Source organism: Amycolatopsis sp. NPDC058278, assembly GCF_042881395.1.
Lineage (GTDB): Bacteria > Actinomycetota > Actinomycetes > Mycobacteriales > Pseudonocardiaceae > Amycolatopsis.
Window position 1 is genome coordinate 37,573 of sequence record NZ_JBHVXZ010000026.1, and the last position, 22,084, is coordinate 59,656.

The 22,084-nt window shown below is 70.6% G+C and carries 19 protein-coding genes; 14 read left to right on the plus strand and 5 right to left on the minus strand.

What is annotated here, in order from left to right; all coding sequences use genetic code 11:
* Nucleotides 1-211 precede the first annotated feature (211 nt).
* The 8 genes from argS to prfA all read left to right on the plus strand — a co-directional run bounded on the left by argS (nt 212) and on the right by prfA (nt 10,590).
* On the plus strand, nt 212-1,873 hold the full coding sequence (gene argS / locus ACFVYA_RS16085) for an arginine--tRNA ligase (protein ID WP_387045665.1): 1,662 nt from the start codon (nt 212-214) through the stop codon (nt 1,871-1,873).
* Between the two features lie 3 nt (nt 1,874-1,876).
* Nucleotides 1,877-3,307: a diaminopimelate decarboxylase gene (lysA, locus tag ACFVYA_RS16090; protein WP_387045667.1), complete on the plus strand. Its 1,431-nt coding sequence runs from the start codon at nt 1,877-1,879 to the stop codon at nt 3,305-3,307.
* A gap of 6 nt (nt 3,308-3,313) precedes the next feature.
* On the plus strand, nt 3,314-4,639 hold the full coding sequence (locus tag ACFVYA_RS16095) for a homoserine dehydrogenase (protein WP_285985937.1): 1,326 nt from the start codon (nt 3,314-3,316) through the stop codon (nt 4,637-4,639).
* Nucleotides 4,636-5,697, plus strand: coding sequence for a threonine synthase (gene thrC / locus ACFVYA_RS16100; RefSeq protein WP_364588821.1), 1,062 nt, complete (start codon nt 4,636-4,638; stop codon nt 5,695-5,697). Before ACFVYA_RS16095 ends, thrC begins: the two co-directional genes overlap by 4 nt.
* The gene (gene thrB / locus ACFVYA_RS16105; RefSeq protein ID WP_285985935.1) at nt 5,694-6,581 is read left to right on the plus strand and encodes a homoserine kinase; all 888 of its coding nucleotides are present in this window, start codon (nt 5,694-5,696) and stop codon (nt 6,579-6,581) included. The genes thrC and thrB overlap by 4 nt, the downstream gene beginning before the upstream one ends.
* A gap of 410 nt (nt 6,582-6,991) precedes the next feature.
* Nucleotides 6,992-9,031 (plus strand): transcription termination factor Rho, encoded by a 2,040-nt coding sequence (rho, locus tag ACFVYA_RS16110; RefSeq protein ID WP_387045671.1) that lies wholly within the window; start codon nt 6,992-6,994, stop codon nt 9,029-9,031.
* Nucleotides 9,032-9,212: 181 nt separating this feature from the next.
* The gene (gene rpmE, locus ACFVYA_RS16115) at nt 9,213-9,443 is read left to right on the plus strand and encodes a 50S ribosomal protein L31 (RefSeq protein ID WP_285985933.1); all 231 of its coding nucleotides are present in this window, start codon (nt 9,213-9,215) and stop codon (nt 9,441-9,443) included.
* Nucleotides 9,444-9,519: 76 nt separating this feature from the next.
* Nucleotides 9,520-10,590, plus strand: coding sequence for a peptide chain release factor 1 (gene prfA / locus ACFVYA_RS16120; RefSeq protein ID WP_387045673.1), 1,071 nt, complete (start codon nt 9,520-9,522; stop codon nt 10,588-10,590).
* Here the strand turns inward: prfA and ACFVYA_RS16125 are convergent.
* The 4 genes from ACFVYA_RS16125 to ACFVYA_RS16140 form a co-directional block, all read right to left on the minus strand.
* Nucleotides 10,582-11,586 carry a glycosyltransferase 87 family protein gene (locus tag ACFVYA_RS16125; RefSeq protein WP_387045675.1) on the minus strand — a complete coding sequence of 335 codons (1,005 nt, stop codon included), beginning with the start codon at nt 11,584-11,586 and terminating at the stop codon, nt 10,582-10,584. The two genes, prfA and ACFVYA_RS16125, sit on opposite strands and share 9 nt — an antisense overlap.
* Before the next feature lie 153 nt (nt 11,587-11,739).
* Nucleotides 11,740-13,008, minus strand: coding sequence for a mannosyltransferase family protein (locus ACFVYA_RS16130; protein WP_387045676.1), 1,269 nt, complete (start codon nt 13,006-13,008; stop codon nt 11,740-11,742).
* Nucleotides 13,001-13,432 carry a GtrA family protein gene (locus ACFVYA_RS16135; RefSeq protein WP_387045678.1) on the minus strand — a complete coding sequence of 144 codons (432 nt, stop codon included), beginning with the start codon at nt 13,430-13,432 and terminating at the stop codon, nt 13,001-13,003. Before ACFVYA_RS16135 ends, ACFVYA_RS16130 begins: the two co-directional genes overlap by 8 nt.
* Nucleotides 13,429-14,433: a glycosyltransferase family 2 protein gene (locus ACFVYA_RS16140; RefSeq protein ID WP_285985927.1), complete on the minus strand. Its 1,005-nt coding sequence runs from the start codon at nt 14,431-14,433 to the stop codon at nt 13,429-13,431. Before ACFVYA_RS16140 ends, ACFVYA_RS16135 begins: the two co-directional genes overlap by 4 nt.
* A 323-nt stretch (nt 14,434-14,756) precedes the next feature.
* Between ACFVYA_RS16140 and prmC the strand changes: the two genes are divergently transcribed.
* Complete coding sequence (prmC, locus tag ACFVYA_RS16145; protein ID WP_086840672.1) at nt 14,757-15,623, plus strand: peptide chain release factor N(5)-glutamine methyltransferase; 867 nt, start codon at nt 14,757-14,759, stop codon at nt 15,621-15,623.
* Between the two features lie 275 nt (nt 15,624-15,898).
* On the opposite strand, the gene ACFVYA_RS16150 is transcribed toward prmC, so the two are convergent.
* On the minus strand, nt 15,899-17,872 hold the full coding sequence (locus tag ACFVYA_RS16150; RefSeq protein WP_387045680.1) for a M6 family metalloprotease domain-containing protein: 1,974 nt from the start codon (nt 17,870-17,872) through the stop codon (nt 15,899-15,901).
* Nucleotides 17,873-18,087: 215 nt separating this feature from the next.
* On the opposite strand from ACFVYA_RS16150, the gene ACFVYA_RS16155 reads away from it, so the two are divergent.
* From ACFVYA_RS16155 to ACFVYA_RS16175, 5 genes are all read left to right on the plus strand, one after another.
* Nucleotides 18,088-18,738, plus strand: coding sequence for an L-threonylcarbamoyladenylate synthase (locus tag ACFVYA_RS16155; protein WP_285985925.1), 651 nt, complete (start codon nt 18,088-18,090; stop codon nt 18,736-18,738).
* 74 nt (nt 18,739-18,812) lie between these two features.
* Complete coding sequence (locus ACFVYA_RS16160) at nt 18,813-19,970, plus strand: glycosyltransferase family 4 protein (RefSeq protein ID WP_285985924.1); 1,158 nt, start codon at nt 18,813-18,815, stop codon at nt 19,968-19,970.
* A gap of 47 nt (nt 19,971-20,017) precedes the next feature.
* Entirely contained in the window at nt 20,018-20,461 is a 444-nt protein-coding gene (locus ACFVYA_RS16165; RefSeq protein ID WP_285985923.1) for a hypothetical protein, read from the plus strand.
* A gap of 510 nt (nt 20,462-20,971) precedes the next feature.
* Nucleotides 20,972-21,757 carry a F0F1 ATP synthase subunit A gene (gene atpB / locus ACFVYA_RS16170; protein WP_285985922.1) on the plus strand — a complete coding sequence of 262 codons (786 nt, stop codon included), beginning with the start codon at nt 20,972-20,974 and terminating at the stop codon, nt 21,755-21,757.
* A gap of 55 nt (nt 21,758-21,812) precedes the next feature.
* Nucleotides 21,813-22,070, plus strand: coding sequence for an ATP F0F1 synthase subunit C (locus ACFVYA_RS16175; RefSeq protein WP_364722021.1), 258 nt, complete (start codon nt 21,813-21,815; stop codon nt 22,068-22,070).
* Nucleotides 22,071-22,084 lie beyond the last annotated feature (14 nt).

Here is a 22,084-nt window from a genome sequence, read left to right on the forward strand (position 1 = left end):
CCTCTGGTGGCTGCGGACGGATTCCCGCCCGGGCCAGTCTAGGGGCCACGCGTCTGACTACCGTTAACGCCTCACAGTGCTCGACCGAGGCTCCGCCTCGGGCCGGGGGCTCCGCCACCCGGACCCCCCGAAAAGCCGTCCTTGCATGCCCATCGTGACGTGGCCGAGACCGCTGAAAGCGTCCGACCTGGGCACACCTAGAATTCGGCAGGTGACTCCCGCCGCTCTCGCCGACCTGGTCCGCAGCTCCGCCGTGCAGGTGCTCGCCGCACGCGGCATCGACGACGCCGTGCTGCCGGAGCAGGTGACCATCGAACGCCCGCGCAACCCCGACCACGGCGACTACGCGACGAACCTCGCCCTCCAGGTGGCCAAGAAGGCCGGCCTCAAGCCGCGCGACTTCGCCGAGGCGCTCGCCGAGGCGGTCTCGGCGGACGACGGCGTCGCCTCGGCCGAGGTCGCCGGCCCCGGCTTCCTCAACTTCCGGCTCGCCGCGGCCGCTCAGGGCGACATCGTGCGCCAGGTGCTCGACGCCGGCGCGGCCTACGGGCGCGGTGACGCGCTGGCCGGCACCCGGATCAACCTCGAGTTCGTCTCGGCCAACCCGACCGGCCCGATCCACCTCGGCGGCACCCGCTGGGCCGCGGTCGGCGACGCGCTGGGCCGCGTGCTGGCCGCGCAGGGCGCCGATGTCACCCGTGAGTACTACTTCAACGACGCCGGCGCCCAGATCGACCGGTTCGTCCGGTCCCTGATCGCCGCCGCGAAGGGTGAGCCCGCGCCGGAAGACGGCTACGCGGGCGGCTACATCAACGACATCGCCGCCGAGGTCATCAAGGCCGAGCCGAGTGCCCTGTCGCTGCCGGAGGCCGAGCGGCACGAGACGTTCCGCCGGATCGGCATCGAGCTGATGTTCAGCGAGATCCGGTCCAGCCTGCACGACTTCGGCACCGACTTCGACGTCTACTTCCACGAGAACTCGCTGCACGAGTCCGGCGCGGTCGACGCCGCCGTCCAGCAGCTGAAGGACTCCGGGAACCTGTACTTCAACGAAGGCGCCTGGTGGCTGAAGTCGTCGGAGTACGGCGACGACAAGGACCGCGTCGTCATCAAGCAGGACGGCAACCCGGCCTACATCGCCGGTGACCTGGCCTACTTCAAGGACAAGCGCAACCGCGGCTTCGACCTCTGCATCTACATGCTCGGCGCGGACCACCACGGCTACACCGCCCGGCTCAAGGCGGCCGCCGCGGCCTTCGGCGACGACCCGGGCACGGTCGAGGTGCTGATCGGCCAGATGGTCAACCTGGTCAGCGACGGCAAGCCGGTCCGGATGTCCAAGCGCGCGGGCACGGTGATCACCATGGAGGACCTGGTCGAGGCCGTCGGCGTCGACCCGGCCCGCTACGAGCTGATCCGGTACTCCGTGGACTCCACTTTGGACGTCGACCTGGACCTGCTGCGCAAGCACTCCAACGACAACCCCGTCTACTACGTCCAGTACGCCCACGCGCGCCTGTGCACGATGCTGCGCGGGGCCGCGGACCTCGGTCTCAAGTCCACTGAGGACGTCGACCTGGGCCTCCTGACGCTGCCGGTCGAGGGCGATCTGATCCGCACCATCGGGGAGTTCCCGGAGACCGTGCGCCGCGCCGCCGAAATGCGGGAGCCGCACCGGATCGCGCGCTACCTGGAGGACCTGGCGGGCGCGCTCCACAAGTTCTACGCGGTCCGTGAGGCCCGCGTGCTGCCCAAGGGTGACGAGGCGGCCACCCCGGCCAACTACGCCCGGGTGGCTCTTTGCGAGGCGGCGCGCGTGGTGCTCGCCAACGGCCTCGCGCTGGTCGGTGTTTCCGCTCCGGAACGGATGTAAGAAATGGCGCACCCCGCGGGCCCCAGGCACGCCGACGTCTATACCCACGCCGACACCTCCGGGCACCAGCCGTCCGGGGTCGAGGAGCTCGACAAGCTGCCCGCGAAGGTGTGGCCGCGCAACACCTTCCGCGCCGCCGACGGCGTCGTCCGGATCGCCGGCGTCGACGTCCGCGAGCTCGCCGAGCAGCACGGCACGCCGCTGTTCGTCGTCGACGAAGCCGACTTCAAGTCCCGGTGCGCGGACTACGCCGAGGCCTTCGACGACCCGTCGCTCGTGCACTACGCGTCCAAGGCCTTCCTCTCCATCGAGGTCGCCCGCTGGGTGGCCGAGCAGGGCCTGAGCCTGGACGTCTGCAGCGGCGGCGAGCTCGCCGTGGCGCAGCGCGCGGACTTCCCGGCCGAGCGGATCACCTTCCACGGCAACAACAAGTCGCCCGCCGAGCTCGAAGCCGCGATCGTCGCCGGGGTCGGCACGATCGTGCTCGACTCCTCCTTCGAGATCGCCCGGCTGGCCGACATCGCGGCGCGCCACGACGTCGTGCAGGCGGTGCTGATCCGGGTGACCGTCGGGGTCGAGGCGCACACGCACGAGTTCATCGCGACCGCCCACGAGGACCAGAAGTTCGGGTTCTCGCTGGCGAGCGGGGACGCCGCCGAGGCCGTCCGCCGGGTGCTCAACGCGCGTTCGCTCAAGCTCGTCGGCCTGCACAGCCACATCGGCTCGCAGATCTTCGACGCCGACGGCTTCGAGGTCGCCGCCCGCCGCGTCGTCGGGCTGCTCGCCGACCTGGCCAAGGAGCACGGCCCCGAGCTGCTCGACCAGCTGAGCCTGGTCGACCTCGGCGGCGGCTTCGGCATCGCCTACACCGAGAAGGACAACCCGCCGCCACCCGCGCAGATGATCACGCAGATCCGCGAGATCGTCCGCAAGGAATGCGCGTACGCGGGCCTGCCGGTGCCGCGGATCGCGGGCGAGCCGGGCCGCGCGATCGCCGGGCCCGGCACGATCACGCTCTACGAGGTCGGCACCATCAAGGACGTCTCGCTCGGCGACGAGTCCTCCCGGCGGTACGTCAGCGTCGACGGCGGGATGAGCGACAACATCCGCACCGCGCTCTACGACGCGGTCTACGACGTCCGGCTGGTTTCCCGCTCCGCGGGCGACAACGATCAGCCGGTGCCGGCCGTGTTGTCCCGAGTCGTGGGAAAACACTGTGAATCCGGCGACATCGTCGTACGAGACTGCTGGCTGCCCGACACGCTGGCTCCCGGCGACCTGCTGGCGGTCGCGGCGACCGGCGCGTACTGCTACTCGATGGCGAGCACGTACAACCGGATGCCCCGGCCGGCCGTGGTCGCCGTGCGCAACGGCAGCTCACGGCTGCTGCTGCGGCGGGAGACGACCGACGACATGCTGCGCCTGGAGGTCTGAAACACCGTGTCTGCTTCCGAACTGCCCGCAGCCGGACGACGCCCGATCAGGGTCGCGCTGCTGGGCTGCGGGACCGTCGGCGGCGAGGTCGCCCGGCTGCTCACCGAGCAGGCCGAGGAGCTGGCCGCGCGGGCGGGCGCGCCGGTCGAGCTGGCCGGCATCGCCGTCCGCCGCCCGGACAAGCACCCCGAGCTGCCGCCGGAGCTGCTGACCGCCGACGCCGAGAAGCTGGTGACCAGCGACGACGTCGACGTCGTCGTCGAGCTGGTCGGCGGGATCGAGCCGGTGCGCGGCTGGCTGCTCGCCGCGCTGAAGGCCGGGAAGTCGGTCGTCACGGCGAACAAGGCGCTGCTGGCCGAGCACTCCGCGGACCTGTTCGAGGCGGCCGACGCCGCGGGTGCCGACCTCTACTTCGAGGCCGCGGTGGCCGGGGCCATCCCGCTGCTGCGGCCGCTGCGCGAATCCCTCGCGGGCGACCGGATCACCCGCGTGATGGGCATCGTCAACGGCACCACGAACTACATCCTGTCGGCGATGGACTCCACCGGCGCCGGCTACGCCGAGACGCTCGACGAAGCCAGCCGGCTCGGGTACGCCGAGGCCGACCCGACCGCCGACGTCGACGGCTACGACGCCGCGTCGAAGGCCGCGATCCTCGCCTCCCTCGCCTTCCACACCCGGGTGACGGCGTCGGACGTGCACCGCGAGGGCATCGCCGACGTCACCGCCTCCGACCTCGCGGCGGCCAGGGGGCTCGGGCGCACGGTGAAGCTGCTGGCCATCTGCGAGCGGGTCACCGACGACGACGGCGTCGAATCGGTGTCCGCCCGCGTGCACCCGGTGATGATCCCGCGCAGCCACCAGCTCGCGGGCGTCGGCGGCGCGTTCAACGCCGTCTACGTCGAGGCCGACGCGGCCGGTGAGCTGATGTTCTACGGCCAGGGCGCGGGCGGTGCGCCGACCGCGAGCGCGGTGCTCGGCGACCTCGTCGCGGTGGCCCGCAACCGGGTCGTCGGCGGCCGCGGCCCGCGCGAGTCCGCGCACGCGGCGCTGCCGGTGCGGCCGATGGGCCAGACGCCGACCCGGTACCACGTCAGCCTGTCCGTCGCGGACCGCGCCGGCGTGCTCGCCCAGGTGGCGCAGGCGTTCGCCGACCACGGCGTCAGCATCGCGGCGGTGCGCCAGAGCGACGTCGGCGACCGCGCGAGCCTGGTCGTGGTGACGCACCAGGCACCCGATGCGGCGTTGCAGTCCACTGTGGACGAGATCGGGCGGCTCGACGTCGTCCACGAAGTTGTCAGCGTGATGCGGGTGGAAGGCGAAGACCAGTGATCAGGCACCCCTGGCCCGGGCTCATCGAGGCGTACCGGGACCGCGTCCCGGTCCCGGACGGGGCGCGGGTCGTCACGCTCGGGGAGGGCAACACGCCGCTGCTGCCCGCCCACCACCTGTCCGAGCTGACCGGCTGCGAGGTGTACCTCAAGGTCGAGGGCGCCAACCCGACCGGCTCGTTCAAGGACCGCGGGATGACCGTGGCCATCACGCACGCGCTGGCCAGCGGCCTCAAGGCGGTGATCTGCGCGTCGACCGGCAACACGTCCGCCTCGGCCGCGGCCTACGCCGCCCGCGCCGGGCTCACCTGCGCCGTGCTGGTGCCCCAGGGCAAGATCGCCATGGGCAAGCTCGCCCAGGCCGTGCTGCACGGCGCCCGGATCCTGCAGGTCGACGGCAACTTCGACGACTGCCTCGAGCTGGCCCGCAAGACCGCGGCCGACTACCCGGTCACCCTGGTCAACTCGGTCAACCCGGTCCGCATCGCCGGCCAGAAGACCGCGGCCTTCGAAATCTGCGACGTGCTCGGCACCGCGCCGGACATCCACTGCCTGCCGGTCGGCAACGCGGGGAACATCACCGCCTACTGGGCGGGGTATTCGGAGTACGCGGCCGATGGTGTGGTGAAGAACACGCCCCGGATGTTCGGCTTCCAGGCGGCCGGCGCGGCGCCGCTGGTGCACGGCGAGCCGGTGCGTGACCCGGACACGATCGCGACGGCGATCCGGATCGGCAGCCCGGCGTCGTGGACCGCCGCGGTGAAGGCCAAGGACGCCTCGGACGGGCTCTTCGAAGCCGTCACCGACGAGAAGATCCTCGAGGCCTACCGGCTGCTGGCCGGCCGCGAAGGCGTCTTCGTCGAGCCGGCGTCGGCCACCAGCGTGGCGGGCCTGCTGGCCACGGCCGCCGACGGCCGGCTCCCGCGCGGTTCACGGGTCGTCTGCACGGTCACCGGGCACGGCCTGAAGGACCCTCAGACGGCGCTGGCGGGCAACGTCGAGGTCGAACCCCTCGCCGTGGACCCTTCGGCCGTCGCGGCGGCGCTGGACCTGCGGTGAGCGGCGGGTTCAAGGTCACCGTTCCCGCGTCCACGGCGAACCTCGGGCCGGGCTTCGACGCCTTCGGGATGGCGCTGGGCCTGTACGACGTCGTCGAAGTGCGGGTCACCGACACCGGGCTCAAGGTCGAGGTGGAGGACGCCGGCGCCGGTGGCGTGGCGGACGTCCCCACCGACGAAACCCACCTGGTCGTGCGGGCGATCCGCGCGACCTGCGAGCACCTCGGCGTCGAGCCGCCCGGCCTGCACCTGCGCTGCGCCAACGCGATCCCGCACGCGCGCGGCCTCGGCTCGTCCGCGGCCGCGGTGGTGTCCGGGGTGGCCGCCGGGTACGCCATCGCCGGCCGGGAAATGGACGCGTTCGACGCGCTGCAGCTGGCCGCCGGGTTCGAAGGCCACGCCGACAACGCCGCGGCCAGCCTGCTCGGCGGCCTGGTCCTGGCCTGGTGCGACGGCGGCCGCTTCCACGCCGAGCGGCTCACCCCGCACCCGTCGATCCGGCCGGTCGTGGCCGTGCCCTCGGTCCGCTCGGCCACCGCGACCACGCGCGGCCTGCTGCCGGCGGCCGTGCCGCACGCCGACGCCGCGCACAACGCGGGCCGCGCCGCGCTCGCCGTCCACGCCCTGACGGCGCGGCCGGAGCTCCTGCTCCCGGCCACCGAGGATCGCCTGCACCAGGGCTACCGCGCCCCCGCGTACCCGGCGAGCACGGAGCTGGTGGCGACGCTCCGTGCACAGGGAGTGGCCGCCGCCATCTCCGGCGCCGGACCGACGGTGCTCGCGCTGACCACCACGGGAATACTCCCGCCGGAGGCCGGCGTTGACGGTTTCGACGTCCTCGAGCTGCCCGTGGATCTTGCGGGCGTGCAGGTTGCGGCTCAGTAAAGGGTGGGTCACGTGGCCGCCGCCACGCCCGCCACGCGGGGGGTGGTTGTTGCACCCGGCACCGCTGCGGTCTACCCTCGGGGGCGTTCGATCACCGTGCGTTTCCGCACCCGATGCCGGTCCCGGGGAATCCCCCGGATCGCATCCTTCGTCGATCCGCCGAATCCGCACCGCCTGGCACGCGGGGTAACGCGGAGGGACGCAGGCGGGTTTCCGGTCTCGGCGGTGCCGAATTCCGTGTCCTCCGAATGGAGGACGCAAACCCCTGTGGTGGAGGCGCTCCAGCTGTGTTCCGCACGGCCGAAGAGCTCATCTCGCGTATCGGGGGGCAATTACGCCGGTTCGCGATCAGAAGCGAGCGGCAGTCCGCTGATCCGCCTGGAGGCGTGGATCGGTCAGGAAGGACATGTGTGAGCAACACCGATCTTTTGAGCGACGTGGGTAGCGACACGGCCGGATCGAACGGCACGGCCCCCGCTCCCAAGCGGGCGGTCGGCGGGCTGACCGGAAAGACCGTCGCCGAACTGCGTTCGCTGGCTGGGGAGCTCGGCGTCGGCGAGACGACGGGCATGCGCAAGGGCGATCTGATCGCCGCGATCCGTGAGCGCCAGGGCAAGTCCCGCAAGCCGCGTGCGGCGGCCGAGACGTTGCCGCTGGAAGGCGTCGGCGAGCCGCCGAAGGCGGCCCCCAAGGCGAAGGCCGAGGCGCCCGCCGCTCCGGCGGAGACCAAGCCGGAGCCGAAGGCCGAGGCGCCCGCGTCCGCGCCGTCGGACGCCCAGCCGCAGGCCGAGCGCCCGCAGCAGGACCGGCAGGACACCCCGCAGGACGGCCAGTCCGAGGAGGGCGGCCGCAGCCGGCGTCGCCGCGGGTCCAACCGGGCCGCCGGGTCGCCCGACGCCCAGCAGGGCGGCGACCGCCAGCCGGGCCAGGGTGACCGCCAGCAAGGCGGCGACCGTCAGCAAGGCGGCGACCGTCAGCAAGGCGGCGACCGTCAGCAGGGCGACCGTCAGCAGGGTCAGGGCGACCGCCAGCAGGGCGACCGCAACCGTGACCAGCAGCGCCAGGGCGGGGGCAACCGCGGCGACAACCGCGGGGACAGCCGTCAGGACGGCAACCGTCAGGACGGCAACCGCCAGCGCAACAGCCAGCAGGACGGCAACCGCGGCGGCCAGGACAACCGCAACCAGCAGCCGGACGACGACGAGGAAGGCGGCCGTCGCGGCCGTCGCTTCCGCGACCGCCGTCGCCGGGGCAGTGGCGGCGGCCAGCGCGAAACCGGCTCGCCGGACACCGAGATCCGCGAGGACGACGTCCTGCTGCCCGTGGCGGGCATCCTGGACGTGCTCGACAACTACGCGTTCGTGCGGACCTCCGGCTACCTCGCCGGCCCGAACGACGTGTACGTGTCGCTCTCGCTGGTCCGCAAGTACGGCCTGCGCCGCGGTGACGCCATCACCGGCGTCGTGCGCCAGCCACGGGACGGCGAGCAGCAGCGGCAGAAGTTCAACCCGCTGGTGCGCGTCGACTCGATCAACGGCCTGGAGCCGGACGAGGCCAAGCGGCGTCCGGACTTCACCAAGCTGACCCCGCTGTACCCGAACGAGCGGCTGCGCCTCGAGACCGAGTCGCACAAGCTCACGACCCGCGTGATCGACCTGATCATGCCGGTCGGCAAGGGGCAGCGCGCCCTGATCGTGTCGCCGCCGAAGGCCGGTAAGACCACGATCATGCAGGACATCGCGAACGCGATCTCCACGAACAACCCCGAGTGCCACCTGATGGTCGTCCTGGTCGACGAGCGTCCGGAAGAGGTCACGGACATGCAGCGCTCGGTGAAGGGCGAGGTCATCGCCTCGACCTTCGACCGGCCGCCGGCGGACCACACCTCGGTCGCGGAGCTGTCGATCGAGCGGGCGAAGCGCCTGGTCGAGATGGGTCACGACGTCGTCGTGCTGCTCGACTCGATCACCCGGCTCGGCCGCGCGTACAACCTGGCGGCCCCGGCATCCGGCCGGATCCTGTCCGGTGGTGTCGACTCGACCGCGCTGTACCCGCCCAAGCGGTTCCTGGGTGCGGCGCGCAACATCGAGAACGGCGGCTCGCTGACCATCTTCGCCACGGCGATGGTCGAGACCGGCTCGACGATGGACACGGTCATCTTCGAGGAGTTCAAGGGCACCGGTAACGCGGAGCTCAAGCTCGACCGCAAGATCGCCGAGCGCCGCGTGTTCCCGGCCGTCGACGTCAACCCGTCCGGTACTCGCAAGGACGAGCTGCTGCTCAACCCGGACGAGCTGGCCGTGACCGTGAAGCTGAGCCGGGTGCTGCACGCGCTCGACTCGCAGCAGGCCATCGACCTGCTGATCTCGCGGCTGCGCAAGACGAAGACGAACACCGAGTTCCTGATGCAGGTCTCGAAGACCGCCCTCGGCGGCGGCGAAGACGACTGAGTCCTGGCCGCGGAAGGGCCTTCCCTGGGTGCCCGGGGAGGCCCTTCCGTGTCGGGAATAGCTGGTCAGCGGGGTACGTTCCAGTACTCGTCAGCCCGTCTGGCAGAATTACCCGCTGAAGTCCGGCGCCGGTTCACCCCGTGGAACGACTGGGGACCCGGAGCCAACGAGAGAGGACACCATGAAGAGCGGTATTCACCCCGAGTACGTGGTCACGAACGTGAACTGCGACTGCGGCAACAGCTTCACCACGCGCAGCACCAAGGCCAGTGGCGACATCCACGTCGAGATCTGCTCGAACTGCCACCCGTTCTACACGGGCAAGCAGAAGATCATGGACACCGGTGGCCGGGTCGCGCGCTTCGAGGCTCGCTACGGCAAGCGGCAGAAGAAGGACGCCGACGCCAAGTAGCTTTTTCCACGGCGCCCACCCGCACGCGCGGGTGGGCGCCGTTTCTCGTCTTGACCCGGGCTGAGAGGTGGCAGAGGTGGATTCGAGCTCGCTCAAGGGGCTGCTCGCCGAACACGCGGAGCTGGAGACCCAGCTCGCGGACCCGGCGGTGCACGCCGACCAGGCGCGCGCCCGCAAGCTCGGCCGCCGCTACGCCGAGCTGTCGCCGGTGGTGCGGGCCGTCCACGAACTGGACACCGTCCGCGACGACCTCTCGGCTGCCCGGGAGATGGCTTCGGAGGACGCGGAGTTCGCCGCCGAGGCCGAGGAGCTGGCCGCGCGGATCCCCGACCTCGAGTCGAAGCTCACCGAGCTGCTGCTCCCGCGCGACCCGTACGACGGCTCCGACGTCGTGATGGAGATCAAGTCCGGTGAGGGCGGCGAGGAGTCGGCCCTGTTCGCCGGCGACCTCCTGCGCATGTACCTGCGCTACGCCGAGCGCCACGGCTGGAAGGCGGAGGTCCTCGACTCGGTGGACTCCGACCTGGGCGGCTTCAAGGACGTGACGCTGTCGATCAAGACGAAGGCGGCCACCGTGGACGGGGTGTGGTCCCGCCTGAAGTTCGAGGGCGGCGTCCACCGCGTCCAGCGCGTGCCGGCGACCGAGTCGCAGGGCCGCATCCACACGTCGGCGTCCGGCGTGCTGATCTACCCGGAGCCGGAGGAGGTCGAGGTCGAGATCGACCCGAACGACCTGCGCATCGACGTGTTCCGGTCGTCGGGCCCGGGCGGCCAGAGCGTCAACACGACCGACTCGGCGGTCCGGATCACCCACCTGCCGACGGGCATCGTGGTGTCCTGCCAGAACGAGAAGTCCCAGATCCAGAACCGCGCCCGGGCGCTGCAGGTGCTCCAGGCCCGCCTGCAGGCGATCGCGGAGGAGGAGGCGGCGGCGAAGGCGTCCGACGCCCGCCGGTCGCAGGTCCGCACGGTGGACCGCTCGGAGCGCGTCCGGACGTACAACTTCCCGGAGAACCGGATCTCGGACCACCGGGTGAACTACAAGGCGTACAACCTGGACCAGGTCCTCGACGGCGACCTGGACGGCGTGCTGGACGCCCTGGCGACCGCGGACCGCGAAGAGCGCCTGGCGGCTCAGTCAGGCTGAGTCCCCGGCTGCCGGGGACCAGCCGGCAGGCGGAAGTCCCAGACGGCGTACCGGACCAGCAGGACCAGGGCACCGAGCTCCAGCGCCGCGAGGATGCGGAAGTCGACCGGTTCGCCGCCCGCCTTCGCGAAGAAGATGTTCGGGATGTAGCACATGAGCGAACACCAGGATCCGGGTGTCGGTCAGCTCGACCCGGCTGAGCACCACCAGCAGGCAGAGCGTGAAGATCAGCAACGCGGTCAGCAGGACCGCCGCGGTCTTCATCGCTTCCATGCCGTGCTCGCCGCGGAAGAACTGCCAGATGTTGGGCGCGCTGAGCGTCAGCTGCGGGTAGATGCTCGTCTGGTTGAGGTAGACCGTCAGCAGTTTCGCCGGTGACGCGCCGGCCAGCAGCGCGGGGACGTCCAGCACGAGGTAGACGGCCGGGATCGCCACCAGCGCCCGCCACGGCACGCGGCCGAGCAGCACCATCACGAGCAGCAGCGGGAAGAGGAAGATCGCCTGCAGCTTGAACGCGAGCGCGAGTCCGAAGAACACACAGGCCCACCAGGGCCGCTTCCGCAGCAGGAAGTAGACGGCGCCGAGGGAGAACGCGGTGTAGATCGCGTCGCCCTGGGCCCACATGGCGCTGTTGATCACGACGGTCGGCAGCATGAACACGATGAACGCGGCCGCGGCGGCGATCCAGTGCGACGGGTACTTCAGCGCCACGATGCGGTACACGAAGAACGCCGTCACCAAGTCGAACAGAACCGAGAAGGCCTTGATCCCGGCGAGCGGGGAAGGCACCGGCAGGTGGGGCAGCAGCACCATGAAGTACCGGTAGGGCGCGTTCAGGTCGGAGAACTCGTACTTGAGCGCGCCGATCCCGCCCTGGTCGACGACGAAGTCGTACCACCGCCGGTAAAAGGCGGTGTAGTCCGCGGTCTCGTACCGGAACAGGGCCAGCCGGACACCGAAGGCCAGCAGGACCAGCAGGGCGGCGAGAACGATCACGGAGAGCCGGCGGGTCCGCTCGGACGGCCCGGCACCGGCCGGCCGGTGGGCGACCGCGGGAATTTCGACGGTCTGTTCCGCCGCCGATGGTTCGTACTCGGGTCTCCTGTCGCAGCGAACCGGACAAGCTCATTTCCCGCCCCTCGGCTGCGCTCAGCCGGACCAGAACCCCGTTACGAAGCGCAGGTAGATCATGCCGCAGACCAGCGCGTTCGCGTACAGGACCACGTGCACCGCGCCACGCAGCTTCGGGCGGCGCTCGCCGAACAGGACCAGCGCCACGTACATCACCAGGCACGGCAGCAGGTAGCGGTGCACCGACACCACGTTGCTGTTCATCGTCAGCATCACGATGGACGCGAACCCGAACAGCGCCAGCGGGACACCCTTCGAGCGCAGGGCCACCAGGACGTACACCGAGGACGCGAACAGCAGGGCCAGGCCGATCATCGGCAGCACGTGGCTCATCAGCGTCCACGCGTCCATCCGGGTGTCGCCGAGCAGGGCGTGGCCGGTGAGCTTGGCTTCGAACCAGAGCGTTTCGAGGATGTTCGGGTTGAACCGGTGGTACGACCACTCCCGCACGCCCTTGAGCGCGTTGAAACTGGCGAAGAAGTCGCCGGTCTGGAGCTTCATGGCGACCAGCACGCCGCCGAGGCCGAGGAACGCCGCCGGGAACCACAGCAGGTGCCACGACAGCAGGCCGCGCGGCTTCCAGTCCTTCGACCGCCAGAACTCCAGGAAGCACAGGCCGACGAACACCGCCGCCGTGACGCGGGAGGCCGTCAGTGGGATGAGCGTCAGGCCCATCCAGAGCCATTGGCGGCGCAGCGCGAACAGGTAGGCCCAGAAGCCCAGCGCGCAGAACACCGCCTCGCTGTAGAACGAGTGCAGGAAGAACGCGGCGGGCGCGGTCAGGAAGGCCGCGACGACCAGCCACGGGGCCCGCTCGCCGTCGAAGAAGTGGCGCCCGATCTTCAGCAGCGCCACCGCGGCCAGCCAGGTGGCCACCAGGTTGACCAGGAACCCGGCGGTGAGCAGGCCGAGCGTGCCGAAGCTGACCGTCTGCACCAGCCAGACCAGGACCGGGAACACCGGGTAGAACGCCCGCGTCGGGGCGTAGCTGCCGGTGTAGGCGTGCATGGCGATTTCGCCGTAGTTGCCGGCGTCCCAGCGGTAGGTGTGCGCCAGGAGGCTCATCGTCGAGCCGATGCCGGTCTTCGGGATGCCCTCGTCGACCGGGCTGGACGGCGCGAACAGGTACGCGACGGCGATCAGCACCGCGTTCCAGGCCAGCACCACGGCGAGGACGCGGGCGTAGTCGCCGTTCGTCCAGGCGGCCCGACGACCGGCGGTGGCCGTCTCCGCACGCTCCGGCTCGACCTGGTCGGCGACCCGGGACGGGACGGCCGTCCTAGTCATGCGTGACCTCGGCGACCGGCGGCTCGGCCGCCGCGGGCCGCTGCCGGAAGACGACCTTGTGGTAGAGCACGTAATTCCAGACCAGGCTGACCGCGATCCCGGCGAACTTCGGGATCAGCACGTTCACCCCGGGGAACGCCGCGGTGACGGCGAAGATGATCGCCGCCTGCACCACCCACAGCCCGAACGCGGTGACGCCGAAGAACAGCAGCGCCTGGCGGCGGACGTCGCCGTCCTTGGCGCGGAAGGTGAAGTTCCGGTTCAGGGTGAAACTGAGCAGCATGCCCGCCGTCGTCGAGATGAAGTTCGCCACGAACAGCGGGACGCCCAGCGTCACCAGCAGCGCGTAGCCGAGGGCGTCGACGAGGGTGTTCCCCACCCCGACCAGCCCGAAGCGCAGCTGGGTCGCCGAGATCAGCTTCACCGGGCGCCTCTTCCCGCGTCGGCGCCTTCACGGGCCTCGACCGGCACCCCGGGGCCGGTGCGCACCGACGCGACGCCGTAGAGCGGCCGGTTCTGCACCTGGGAGTACGTGCGGCCGATGTAGCTGCCGAGCACGCCGAGCATGATGATCTGGATCCCGCCGAGGAAGAACATCGCGATCCCGAGGAAGGCCCAGCCGGGCACCGCGGTCTGCGGGGCGAGCAGCTTGACGCCGCCGACGTAGAGGATCCCGACGAAGCTCAGGAACGAGATCAGGTAACCCATGCGCGTGATCATCCGCAGCGGCGTCACCGAGAAGCCGAGGATGCCGTCGGCGGCGAAGCGCAGCATCTTGCGCAGCGGGTAGCCCGTGACGCCGGCGTGCCGCTTGTCGCGGTCGAACAGCACGGCCGTCTGCTTGAAGCCGATGTAGCTGACCAGCCCGCGCAGGAAGCGGTCGCGCTCGCGGTACTTGCGCAGCTCGTCGACCACCTTGCGGTCGATCAGCCGGAAGTCGCCGGTGTTCTTCGGGATGTCGACCGCGGCCATCTTCCGCAGGAACCAGTAGAACCCGCCGGCGGTGAGCTTCTTGAACGCCGAGTCCTGCCGCGAGCGCCGCTGCGCGTAGACGACGTCGAAGCCCTCTTCCCACTTCTCGATCAGCTCGAGCGCCACTCGCGGCGGGTCCTGCATGTCGCTGTCCATGATGACGACGGCGTCCGCGTCGACCAGGTCCAGCCCGGCGGTGACGGCCATCTGGTGGCCGAAGTTGCGGGACAGCTCGACCACGGTGACCCGCTCGTCGCGGGCGCTGAGCTCGGTGAGCTTGGCCAGCGAGCCGTCCCGGCTGCCGTCGTCGACGTAGAGGAAGCTGAAGTCGTACTTCCCGACGAGGGGGGCGGTCACCTCGTCCACCGTCCGGTGCAGCAGGTCGATGTTCTCTTCCTCGTTGTAGATCGGGAAGATGAACGCCACCCGGCGGGTGATCGGCTCTGTGGGCACTGCGGGGCTCCCCGGAGTTTCGGTGTCGAAGGTGCGGGCGGCGCCGTCGAGCAGGCGATTCCCCCGTCCTGGTGCCCTGCATCCTAGAAGATCCGGCTGGACGAGATCCCGGGACCCGGTCAGCCCGCCGCGGCGGCCGGCCTGCCCGCGCCGCGAGCGGCCGTCGTGGACGACCGGATCGGGGCGCGGGGACGGAGCCGGTGGGGTACTTGTCGGCCAAACCGTGACGGCGCCTCGATACGCTGGTCGGCGTAGGACCGGCGCGTGTCCTCACGGGGGAGTTCCGCCTGGTGTGCCAGGCTCGACGAGGTGAAGGACGACGAGTGAATCGGCAGCCGCTGCGCCTGGCCATCATCGAGGCCACCCGGATCCTCGAGCGCGCGGGCGTCGCCTCGCCGCGGTTCGACGCCGAGGTGATCGCCGCGCACGTGCTCGGGGTCGAACGCGGCCGGCTGCCGATGGTGCCGCTGGTCGACCCGCCGGTCATCGAGGCCATCGGCCAGCTCGTCCAGCAGCGCGCCAAGCGCATCCCCCTGCAGTACCTGACCGGCTGGGCCGCGCTCGGCGACATCACGGTCGCGGTGGGCGCCGGGGTGTTCGTCCCGCGGCCGGAGACCGAGCTGCTGCTCGAGTGGGGTGTCAAGTTCCTGCAGGGCCGGGAGTTCCCGGTGGTGGTGGACCTGTGCACGGGCTCCGGCGCGCTGGCGCTGGCGGTGGCCCACGCGCGCCCGGACGCGGTCGTCTACGCGGTGGACATCGACCCGCAGGCGCTGGCCTGGGCCCGCCACAACGCCGACGTACACGCCGACGCGGGCAACACCCCGATCCGGCTGTATTCGGGCGACATCGGCGACCCGACGATGTTCGCCGAGCTCGACGGCCTGGTCGACCTGGTGCTGTGCAACCCGCCGTACGTCCCGGAGGGCACCCCGGTGCCCCCGGAGGTCGCGGAGCACGACCCACCGCGCGCGGTGTTCGCGGAGGAGAGCGGCCTGGCGGTGATCCGCCACGCGATCGCGGCGGGGGCCCGGCTGCTGCGCCCGGGCGGCGGCCTGGCGATCGAGCACGACGACACCCACGGTTCGGCGGTCCCGGCTCTGGTCCGGGCGCGCCGGGTGCTGACCGGGGTGGAGGGCCACGCGGACCTGACGGGCCGCGCCCGGTTCGTCACCGCTCGCCGGTTGGGCTGAGCGCCCCTTGCTCGTGGCTCCTGACCAGGGAGTTTGTGGTCACCAGCCCGGCGTGACCGGGTAGGTCTGGTCGCCCACGCCGCCGGTCACCAGGTGGCTCCGGACATCTCGCGGCCTACGCCGGGCCCGGGGGCGCCCCCGTCTTCCACGCTACCGATGACCACCGACGGTTTCCGGCCTGAGCCGGGCAGGCGGCCGGAGTTGTCCACAGGAGCGGGGGGCCGCCCGAACCCGCGCGGCCCCCCGCCGAACCAGCAGCCGAACCAGCAGCCGAACTAGAAGCCGAACGCCGTGCAGCTCGCCGTCGCGGTCTTCGACGGGTCGCTCACCGAGGTCGCCGTCAGCTTCACCCTTGCCGCCAGGTCGGCGCCCTGGCCGCGCTTCGCGTACGCCGGCACCTTCACGTGGCCGCCGAACTCCGCCGTGGTCAGCTCGTTCGGGAGCCGGACCTCCCAGCCCCGGGCGTCCGTCGAGACGCTCAAGCGGTACGTGTCCGTGTCGTACGGTGCCTTCGCGCCCCGGGCCGAACCCGTGTTGAGCAGGCCGAAGTCGCAGGTCGCCAGGCCTCCCCGGGCGATGGCCGGGAGGGCCGGGGTCAGCGCCGCCCCGCGGGCCTGGCCGCCCGAGCCGTCCAGCGAAGCCACCGTCACCGTGTACGAGAGGATCCCGTGGCGGTCGCGGGCCACGTCCGTGATCAGGAACCGCAGCCGGTTCGCCTGGTCGGTGTACTCGTACGGGCTCGCCGCTTCGGTGCCCGCCTTGAACAGGGCGTCGTTGAGCTGGCGGTAGTCACCGATGGTGATCTTCACCGGCGTCCCGTCCGGCTTCGTGTAGTCGGTGATGCCGATGTCCTGCGGGTTGGCGTCGATCACCCAGTCGAACGGGGCGTTGTCCTGGTTCTTCGTCTTCGTGATCAGCACGCCCGAGTCGGGCGCGAAGGAGTCCGCGCCCATCCGGTCGACGACCTCGACGGTGTAGTTGTCGTAGCCGCCGCCGTCGCAGAACGGGTCCTTCGACCGGTCGCACTTCGGCGCCTTGTCCCCGCCGGTGAGCTTGATGTTCAGGCCGGTGAACGCGCCGGGCTGCGCCTCGGTCTCACGCGCCGTCAGCCGCGCCGACACCGGCCCCGAAGCGGCCAGCTCGGTGCGGTCCAGCTGCAGCACGTCGGCGGGGTCGACGATGCCGAGCTTCAGCTTGTTGCGCAGCTGGTGCTGGGCCCCCATCGAGCTGCCCTGCGTCGCCGGGATCCGCCACCGCGTGTGCGGGCCGCCGGGCCCGTTGAACGTGCCGCGCGACAGCATGTCCCACGGGCCGCTGTAGCTGCGCGAGGGCGGCACGCCGAACGGGTTGTTGTAGTTGTCGCCGATGCCCAGGATGTGGCTGAACTCGTGGGCGTAGGTCGACTGCCCGGAGCTCTCCGCCTGCACCGAGCTGCCGTCCTGGGCGTTCGGCCAGATGCTGGCGGCCGACGCCCACGACGTCCACGGCACGTACCGGGTGGCCGCGTAGTTGGGCAGGTCGTGGTCGGGCGGGCCGAAGCTGTCGGGCACGTTCTCCTTCGTCCCGAACTTCATCTCGCCGAACTCCTGCCAGGTCGAGCTCTCGTCCTGACCGGCGGAGAGGTAGAAGACGAAGTCGAACTGCTTCGCGGTGTCGCCGACGTCGGCGCGCCAGGCGTCCCCGGCGTCCTTGCGGATGTCCCGGGCGCAGTTCGCGCCGGGCGGGCACGCGCCCGGCTGGAACTCCATGCCGTACTCGTAGGACTTCCCGGGCATCCGGTACGGCCCGAAGGCGGTCAGCTGCACGCCGAACCGGCCGCCGGAGTCCTCCATCCAGTACTCGTTGATCGTGTGGCCGTTGTTCAGGGCCTCGGGCTTGTTGAGGAAGTCCTGGTAGTGCTTCGCGACGTTCGCCCGCGGGATGTTCGCCGCCGTCGGCGCGGGGTTGCCGAACACCGTCGAGCCGGCCGGGCGCGTGACCACGAAGTCCTGGTCCGGGTAGTCGGCGAGGACGACGGCGCCCTTGAAGGTGCGCTGGGTGGGCTTGAGCGAGGGATCGGCCCAGTCGGTGCCGGGCACCTTGCGGTAGTCGGACCAGGTCATGTGGTCCTGGTTCTCCCAGTGCGCGGCATCGATCGGGGCGGGCCAGCCACGGGTGAGCGGCTCGGCCGCGGCGGTGCCGGTACCGAGCCCGGTCAGGACGGCGACCGCGGCGAGCAGGGCGAGCGCTTTCGGGGTTCTGGGGCGCATGTGCGGCTCCTTCACTGGGAACGCACGGGGGTGGTGGTTCCCGAAGATCGACCGTATTGAGCCCTGCTGTCGTGGTTCTGCCTCGCGGCGAGGTTTACCCGCTTGCCCCACGACGAAAGTCTGGCCGGTCGTCAGCCCGGCAACGACCACCTCGCCGCCGGACCGGTGTGACGCGGCGAACGTCCCCTCCGGCGGCCGGACTACGCTTGGGCGCCATGAGCGTGGTCTACGACTGCAGCAAGCGGGAGACCCGGGCCGACGGGCTGGCCGCGGCGGCCGGGGCGGTGCGGTCGAGCAGGCTGGTCGTCCTGCCGACCGACACGGTCTACGGGATCGGTGCCGACGCCTTCGACGCCGGTGCCGTGCAGGCGCTGTTGCGCGCCAAGAACCGCGGCCCGGACATGCCGGTCGGTGTGCTCGTCGGCTCCTGGTCCACTGTGGACGGCCTGGTGCTCGGGGTGCCGCCGCAGGCGCGTGCGCTCATCGAAGCCTTCTGGCCGGGCGACCTGTCCATCGTGCTGCCGCACGCGCCGAGCCTGCAGTGGAACCTCGGCGACGCCCGCGGCACCGTGATGCTCCGGATGCCGCTGCACCCGGTCGCGCTGGAGCTGCTGCGCGACGTCGGCCCGATGGCCGTCTCGAGCGCGAACGTCTCCGGCCGGCCGCCGGCCAGCACCGCGCAGGAGGCGCAGGAACAGCTCGGCGACTCGGTCGCGGTGTACCTCGACGGCGGGTCGAGCGGCGAGCCCGTCGCGTCGAGCATCGTGGACCTCACCGGCACCGAGCCGGTGGTGCTGCGCGAGGGCGCCGTGAACAAGGAGGCCATCGCGGAGGTGCTCGGTGTGCCCGCGGAATCCTTGGCCTGAAGCCGGATCACGGCGGAAACCGCGACACGATAGCGTGTCGCGGGTGACCCCGACCCCGCGAGCGTGACGTCCCCGTGCCGCCCACATCCGGTCTCCTCCCCATCCGGGAATACATCCTCGTCGCGCTGACCGCGACGGCCGTGACCTACCTGCTCACGGGCGTCGTGCGCCGGGTGGCGATCCGCGTCGGCGCGATCGCCAACCCGCGCGCCCGCGACGTGCACGTCGCCCCGATCCCGCGGATGGGCGGGATCGGCATCTTCCTCGGCGTCGCCGGCGCGATGGGCCTGGCCCACCAGCTGCCCGCGCTGTCGCACGGCTTCGACGCTTCGTTCGACTCGGTCGGCGTGCTGCTGGCCGCGGGCGTCATCTCCCTGATCGGCGCGCTCGACGACCGGTTCGAGCTGGACGCCTGGACGAAGCTGGCCGGCCAGGTCATGTGCGCCGGGATCCTGGTCATCTTCGGCGTGCAGTGGGTGTCGTTCTGGGTGCCGTGGGGCGGCACCGGCGCCTCGTTCGGCTCGGTGCTGGTGCTCGACAAGAACCAGGGCGCGCTGCTCACCGTCGTGATGGTCGTGGTGATGGTCAACGCGATGAACTTCGTCGACGGCCTCGACGGGCTGGCCGGCGGCCTCGGGTTCATCGCGGCCGCCGCCACCTGCGCGTTCTCGCTCGGCCTGCTCGACAGCTCCGGCGGCGACGTCGGCACGTACCCGCCCGCGCTGATCGCGGCCACGCTCGCCGGCGCGTGTCTGGGCTTCCTGCCGTACAACTTCCAACCCGCGAAGATCTTCATGGGCGACTCCGGCTCGATGATGATCGGCCTGATGCTCGCGGGGGCGACGACGTCGGCGTCCGGGCGCGTGCCGTACCCGCAGTTCAGCGGCAAGGACGCGATCGCGCTGCTCTCGCCGCTGGTGGTCGTGGCGGCGGTGCTGTTCGTGCCGATGCTGGACCTGATCATGGCGGTCGTCCGGCGTACCCGCCGCGGCGAAAGCCCGTTCGCCGCCGACAAGATGCACCTGCACCACCGCCTGCTGGAGATCGGCCACTCCCAGCGCCGCGCGGTCCTGCTGATCTACTTGTGGGCCGGCATCCTCGCCTTCGGTGCGGTGTCGGTGACGCTGTTCGACGACGCCGCGGCGCTGTGGATCATCGGCGTCGGGCTGGTGTTCGCGGTGGTGGTCTCGGTCGTCCCGCGGCTGCGCTCGCGCCACCAGCCGGGGACGTGACCGGCGGGAGTCTCTACACTCGGGGGCAACCGAGCAGGGAGCCAGGTGTGAGCGAAGCCGAAACGCACGAGCAGGAAAACCCGCACGCCGAGGTGGTGCTGCAGGCGGCCCGCGCGATGACGAAGGCCTCGCTGCTGGTGACCCCGCCCGCGGTCCTGGTGTGCATCGCGTTGTTCAGCATCCTCAATGGCCTGCCCGGCTTCCTGGGCTCGCTCGTCGGCGGCGTGCTCGCCATGCTGGCGTCGTTGTCCACGCTGGGCATGATGAAGTTCAGCGCGGGTCAGGACCCGATGTTCGTCATGGTCATCGCGCTCGGCGGGTACGTCGTGAAGGTCGTCCTCCTGTTCGGCGCGCTGACCCTGCTGAAGGGCGTCACCGCGCTGCACCCGATGTCGCTCGGCATCACGATGATCGTGGCCATCCTGCTCGCCGCCGCGGCCGAGTTCGCCGCCTTCCGCAAGACGAAGATCCCGACGATCATCCCGTCCTGATCGTCGTCACTCTTCGTGCCCTCGCCTGCGGCCGCTTGAGTATGACCGGCGCCACAAAAGTGCGCTTTCGTGCGGATCGCGGACGGTGATCGGGACCCCTCGCCTGCGGTGATCCGGACCCGGTCCCGGCGCGCACCGGACCTGGGTCCCGGGATGACCCGGGACCTAAGTCCTGGGCTGATCGGTTGGTTAGGAGTACGCCTGTCCGGCACTGATTGACCTGCTGGTATGGTCCGCGTCAAGGGTGGCGGCCTCGACCGCGCACTCCCGCAGACGAACCGCGATCAGCAGTGTGGCGACCGTGTAGTTCCGCCTCTCGGCGCTGGTCCGAAGTAGACCGCAGGGCAGTGTTCACGCGAGACAACCCCGTGTGCAGAACGTGAAGCCGTGTTCATCGCACAGTGGGGCAGCCGCCTCCGACGTCCCGATACGTATCGGGTACGTTAAGTCCAGATCGTGACGATTCCCCCGGCGGAGTGAACGCCGGCCGGGAGAACCGGAAGGAGCCCAGTGGGCGCGCTGGTATTGGCCGAGGGTGCGACGTTCGCGCCGCCCGGCGCCGAAAGCTTCGAGTTGCCGGCGTTGTTCGGCGGAGTCACCAAGCCGATGCTGCTCGTCGTGCTTTCGGTTGTCATCATCGCGACGTACTTCCTGCTGGCGACCCGCAAGCTGCAGGTCGTGCCGGGCAAGGGGCAGTTCGTCGCGGAGTCGATCTACGACTTCAGCCGCAACAACATCGCGCGCGAGCAGATCGGTTCGAAGGATTTCAAGCCGTTCGTGCCGCTTGTTTTCGCACTGTTCACCTTCATTCTGGTGAACAACCTCTACGGGATCATCCCCCTCCTGCAGTTCCCGACCATGGCGCGCTTCGGCTTCCCGGTCGCGCTGTCGGTCCTCGTCGTCTACCCGGTGTACCACTTCGTCGGGTTCAAGCGGCACGGTTTCAAGGGGTACTTCAAGAAGGAACTCGCGCCGCCGGGCGTGCCGGGCCCGGTGCTGCCGCTCTTCGCGCTGATCGAGTTCGCGGAGAAGTTCTTCCTCAACCCGCTCACGCTCGCCATCCGTGTTTTCGCCGCCATGTTCGCGGGTCACCTGATCCTGGCGGTGTTCACCCTCGGCGGCACCTTCCTGCTGACCGAGACCTCGGGCTGGGCGCTGAAGCCGGTTTCCCTGGTGGCGTGGATCTTCGCCATCGGGATGACGTTCCTCGAGGCCTTCATCCAGGTGCTGCAGGCCTACATCTTCGCCCTGCTGTCGGCCGGGTACATCGGCGCCGCGCTGGCGTCGGAGCACTGAGAACACAAGCCCCCGATCCGCGCGAGCGCGTGGACCGAAGTGAAGGGAAATGCACGTGAGCAACATCGTTCTGGCCCAGGCCGCCGCTGAGGCCGCCAACATCAACCCCGGTCTCGCCGCCATCGGTTACGGCCTGGGCGCGATCGGCCCGGGCATCGGTGTGGGTCTGATCTTCGCCGCCGTCATCAACGGCACCGCCCGCCAGCCGGAGGCGCAGGGCAAGCTGCAGGGCATCGGCTTCTCGACCTTCGTTCTGACCGAGGTGCTCGCCCTGATCGGCATCGTCATCTACTTCATCGCCTCCGCAGGCTGAGTCACGCTCAACTC